The sequence below is a fragment of the Nocardioides sp. genome, from assembly GCF_031422975.1.
In the GTDB taxonomy this organism is placed as follows: Bacteria; Actinomycetota; Actinomycetes; order Propionibacteriales; family Nocardioidaceae; genus Nocardioides.
This window is the reverse complement of the sequence record NZ_JANPEO010000615.1, coordinates 1-4,511: the sequence shown is the minus strand read 5'-3', so window position 1 is coordinate 4,511 and position 4,511 is coordinate 1. Positions and strand designations below refer to the sequence as shown.

General features: G+C 71.8%; 4 protein-coding genes and 1 pseudogene. 2 read left to right on the top strand and 3 right to left on the bottom strand.

Annotated elements, in window-relative coordinates; genetic code table 11:
* The 3 genes from RMO85_RS18340 to RMO85_RS18330 form a co-directional block, all read right to left on the bottom strand.
* The coding region (locus tag RMO85_RS18340) for a formimidoylglutamate deiminase (protein WP_310530159.1) at positions 1 to 968 on the bottom strand (968 nt) is incomplete at its 3' end.
* Positions 965 to 2,167: an allantoate amidohydrolase gene (locus tag RMO85_RS18335; RefSeq protein ID WP_310530158.1), complete on the bottom strand. Its 1,203-nt coding sequence runs from the start codon at positions 2,165 to 2,167 to the stop codon at positions 965 to 967. The genes RMO85_RS18340 and RMO85_RS18335, both read right to left, overlap by 4 nt.
* A gap of 73 nt (positions 2,168 to 2,240) precedes the next feature.
* Complete coding sequence (locus RMO85_RS18330) at positions 2,241 to 3,377, bottom strand: PLP-dependent cysteine synthase family protein (RefSeq protein ID WP_310530157.1); 1,137 nt, start codon at positions 3,375 to 3,377, stop codon at positions 2,241 to 2,243.
* 25 nt (positions 3,378 to 3,402) lie between these two features.
* Between RMO85_RS18330 and RMO85_RS18325 the strand changes: the two genes are divergently transcribed.
* Positions 3,403 to 3,990, top strand: coding sequence for a nitroreductase family protein (locus RMO85_RS18325; RefSeq protein ID WP_310530156.1), 588 nt, complete (start codon positions 3,403 to 3,405; stop codon positions 3,988 to 3,990).
* A 58-nt stretch (positions 3,991 to 4,048) separates the two neighbouring features.
* Positions 4,049 to 4,511: pseudogene (locus RMO85_RS18320) on the top strand (alkene reductase); the annotation flags it as partial.

Below are 4,511 nucleotides of genomic sequence, written 5' to 3'. Positions count from 1 at the left end.
AACAGGTCGATCACGGCGTGGCTGTCCGAGCCGAGAGTCAGCCGCGCACCGGCGTCGGCGAGCCCGCGGCTGGGGCCGACGCCGTCGCCGAGGTCGCGTTCGGTGGTGGGGCACAAGGACACGAACGCGCGCGCCTCGCCCAGGAGTGCGATGTCGTCGTCGGTCAGGTGGGTCGCGTGCACCGCGGAGGTGAGCGGTCCGAGGAGGCCGTGGTCGGCGAGCAGCCTTGTCGGACTGACGCCGTACGCCGCAGCGCAGCCGTCGTTCTCCGCGACCTGCTCGGACAGGTGGACGTGCAGCGGTCGGCCGGCGGCCCACGCGGCGAGTGGCCCGAGAGCGGCGGCGGGGTCCTTCGGCAGGGCACGGACCGAGTGAAGGGCGCCGTCGATCCGCGCAGAGTCGGTGTTCGCCAGCTCCGCGACCCGCGAGGCCCAGGCGTCGACCGACCCGTCGTCGTAGCGCACCTGCGCGCCCTCGGGCGCGGCGCCGAACCCGCTGGACAGGTAGAGCGTGTCGAGCAGCGTGATCCGCAGACCGGCGACGCGGGCGGCCTCGATCAGCGCGAGCCCCATCGCGTTGGGCTCGTCGTAGGGCCGGCCGTCGGGCTGGTGGTGGAGATAGTGGAACTCGCCGACGCAGGTGATGCCGGCGGCGATCATCTCGCGGAACGTGGCCGTCGCCAGCGCGAGGTAGGTGTCAGGGTCGAGGCGCTCAGCGACGGCGTACATCTGCTCGCGCCAGGTCCAGAAGCTGCCCCGCTCGCGCTGGGTGCGGCCCCGCAGGGCCCGGTGGAACGCGTGGCTGTGGGTGTTGGCGAGGCCGGGGATGGTGAGGCCCGGCAGTCGCTCGGCCGCCCCCGAGAGCGTGCCGGGCTCGACCGACGCGAACCGGCCGTCCACGATCTCGACGAGGACGTCGTCGCGGACCCCATCGGGCAGGAGCGCGCGCTCGAGGAGGTAGTCCGTCACGACGCCAGCTTCGCCAACGTGTCGGCCAGCGCCTCGACCCCGGCCAGGCAGTCGGCCATCTCGGCGAACTCGGCGGGCGAGTGCGAGACGCCGGTCGGGTTGCGGACGAAGAGCATCGCGGTCGGGATCCCAGCCGCCGACAGGATGCCGGCGTCGTGGCCGGCCTGCGTGGGGATGATCGGCCAGCCGCCGATGCCGGCGAGGTCGCGGGCCAGGTCGGGATCGAACACGACCGAACCGGAGACCGACTCGGCCGTGACGCTGAGTTGCGTCCCATCGCGAGAGGCGCGCTCGCTGCCCTGGCGGGAGATCGCGTCGACGAGCTCGGCCAGCCCGGCGTCGGACGAGCAGCGGGCGTCCAGCCAGGCGGTGACCCGGGACGGCACGGCGTTGGTGCCGTTCGGCGCGACCTCGAGCCGACCGAAGGTGGCGCGCTGGCCCGCGAGGCGGGCCTGCTTGTTGGCGGCCAGCGCGGTCATCGCATAGGTGAGCATCGGGTCGCGACGGTCCTCCATCCGGGTGGTGCCGGCGTGGTTGGCCTCCCCCGAGAAGTCGAAGCGGTAGCGCCCGTGCGGCCAGATCTCGCTGGCGACCCCCACCGCAACGTCGCGGTCGACGAGGTCACGGCCCTGCTCGACGTGCAGCTCGACGAAGCAGCCGACGTCGTCGAGCGACAGCAGCCCGGTCGACGGATCGAGCCCGGCGTCGGCCACCGCGTCGCCGAGGTAGACGCCGTCACGGTCCTGGCGTTCTCGCGCATCCGCCCATGCCGAGGCACCGGTGACGAGGCGGGAGCCGAGGCAGGCCAGCCCGAAACGAGACCCCTCCTCCTCGGTGAACACCGAGACGCCGATCGGCCTGCTCGGAGAGAAGCCGCGAGCGCGCAACACATCGACGGCCGCAAGGGCCGAGACGACGCCGAGCGGGCCGTCGTACGCCCCACCGTCGAGGACCGAGTCGAGGTGGGAGCCGGTGAGGACGCCCGGCAGTCCGGGGGCCTCCGGAGTGGCCGGACGCCACCAGCCGACCTGGTTCCCCATCCCATCCGTCTCGAGCTCGAGCCCCCGGGCGAGGGCGGCCTCGGTGAACCACGCGCGCAGCTCGGACTCCGCGGAGGTCCACGGCGAGCGGTTGTAGCCGCCCGAGGACGCGGACCGCCCCACGGGGTGCAGGTCGCGCCACATCGCCTCGAAGGTCATGGGCCGAGTCCATCCGGAACGGGGCTCGGGGTCAACGAGGGCAGCGGGGAGGGCGTCTCAGATCCGAGACAGGTCAGCCCGTCCATGCCCCGGTGTCCCAGGCAGTCGCGAGGACGGAGAGATAGGGCGCGAGGTCCCACCCCTGGTCGGCGACCCACGATGGCGAGAAGTAGGTGTCGAGGTAGCGCACGCCGTCGTCGCAGAGCAGCGTCACGATCGAACCCGGCTCCCCCGCCGCGTGCATGTCGCAGGCCAGCTTGGTCGCGGCGTACAGCGCGGTCCCGGTCGACGGACCGGCCAGCTGGCCGGTGCGCGAGCGCAGGAAGTGGACGGCCGCCACGGACGCGGCGTCGGGCACGCGCACGAGCCGATCGACGACATCGGGCAGGAAGGACGGTTCGGCTCGCGGCCGGCCGATGCCCTCGATCTTCGAGCCGCACGTCGTCTCGCCGCAGCCGGGATTGCGGAAGGCAGCGAGGAACGCGGAGTTCTCGGGGTCGACGACGCACACGCGAGTCGTCAGGCCACGGAAGCGGACGTAGCGCCCGATCGTCGCCGACGTACCGCCCGTGCCGGCCCCGACCACGACCCACTCCGGCGCCGGGAAGCGCTCCATCGCGAGCTGCTCGAAGATCGACTCGGCGATGTTGTTGTTGCCGCGCCAGTCGGTGGCGCGCTCGGCGTAGGTGAACTGGTCGAGGTAGTGGCCGCCGCTCTCGTCGGCGAGATCGCGCGCGACGGCATACACCGACGCCGGGTCCTCCACCAGGACGCACCGCCCACCCTCGCGCTCGATCAGGGCGATCTTGGAGCGCGAGGTCGACGTCGACATCACGGCCGTGAACGGCAGCCCGAGGAGGCGCGCGAAGTAGGCCTCACTCACCGCCGTCGAGCCCGACGACGCCTCCACGACGTGGGCGCCTTCCTTGATCAACCCGCCGCAGAGGCCATAGAGGAACAGCGACCGCGCGAGCCGGTGCTTGAGCGAGCCGGTCGGGTGCGTCGACTCGTCCTTGAAGTAGAGGTCGATCCCCGGCAACGCGGGGATCGGCACGATGTGCAGGTGCGTGTCGGCGGAACGCGTCTGGTCCGCCTTGAGCTTGCGGATCGCCTCGATCACCCAGCCACGCTCGGCATGCCCGGACTGATCGACCTCGACCAGGCCAACCACCTCGCCGGCGGACACCCGGTCCGCGTTCGGTTCACCCATCCCCGGAGCGTGCCACAGTTGCGCCGTGGAGTTCCAAGAGGTCGTACGCCGCCGGCGGATGGTTCGTCGCTACGCCGACCGGCCGGTCGACCCCGCGGTCGTGGACCGCATGCTCGACAACGCGGTCCGCGCGCCGAATGCCGGCTTCACCCAGGGCTGGGCGTTCCTCGTCCTCGACACCCCGGCCGATGTGGAGCGGTTCTGGGAAGCGACGTCCGTGGACGCTGGCACATCCAATCGCTGGCTCGACGGGATGCGCACGGCCCCGGTCGTGATCGTGCCGATGTCGGACAAGGGCGCGTACATCGTCCGCTACCAGGAGTCCGACAAGCACACCCCCGACTGGCCGGTCCCCTACTGGCACATGGACGCCGCGATGGCGTCGCTGCTGATCCTCCAGACGGCCGTCGACGAAGGCCTCGGCGCGTGCTTCTTCGGCGTTCCGGGCGCGCGGATCGACGCCTTCCGCGCGGAGTTCGGCGTCCCCGACACCCTCAAGCCGATCGGCGCGGTCACGGTCGGTCACCGCACGGCCGACACGGGCAGTCCCGGCTCACCGGCCCACCGTCGGCGGCGTACGGACGTGGTCCACCGCGGTCGATATTCGACCTGATCGCCCCGAGACCCGAGTCACACCGGGAATGACCACGCCGGCTCGCTCCTTGGCCTTGATGAACGATCGCCACGTCTTCGAGGAAGAGGTCAACACTGTGTCCAAGGCATTCGAACCGATCACCGTCGGCGGCTGGAAGCTGCCGCAGCGCTTCGTGATGGCGCCCCTGACCCGCAACCGCGCCAAGGGCACCGTTCCCGATGACCTGAATGCCGAGTACTACGGCCAGCGCGCCAGTGCCGGTCTGATCATCACCGAGGGGTCGCAGCCCAGCGCGGTCGGCCAGGGCTACCTCGACACGCCGGGCTTCCACAGCGCCGAGCAGTTGGCCGGCTGGAGCAAGGTCGCCGACGCCGTGCACGCCGGTGGCGGTCACCTCGTCGCCCAGCTGATGCACGTCGGGCGGATCGCCCACCCGGACAACAAGGGCGGTCTCGAGACCGTCGCACCCAGCGCCCTGCCCGCCACGGGCACGATGATCACCGCCGGGGGTCAGGTCGACCTGCCGATCCCGCGCGAGC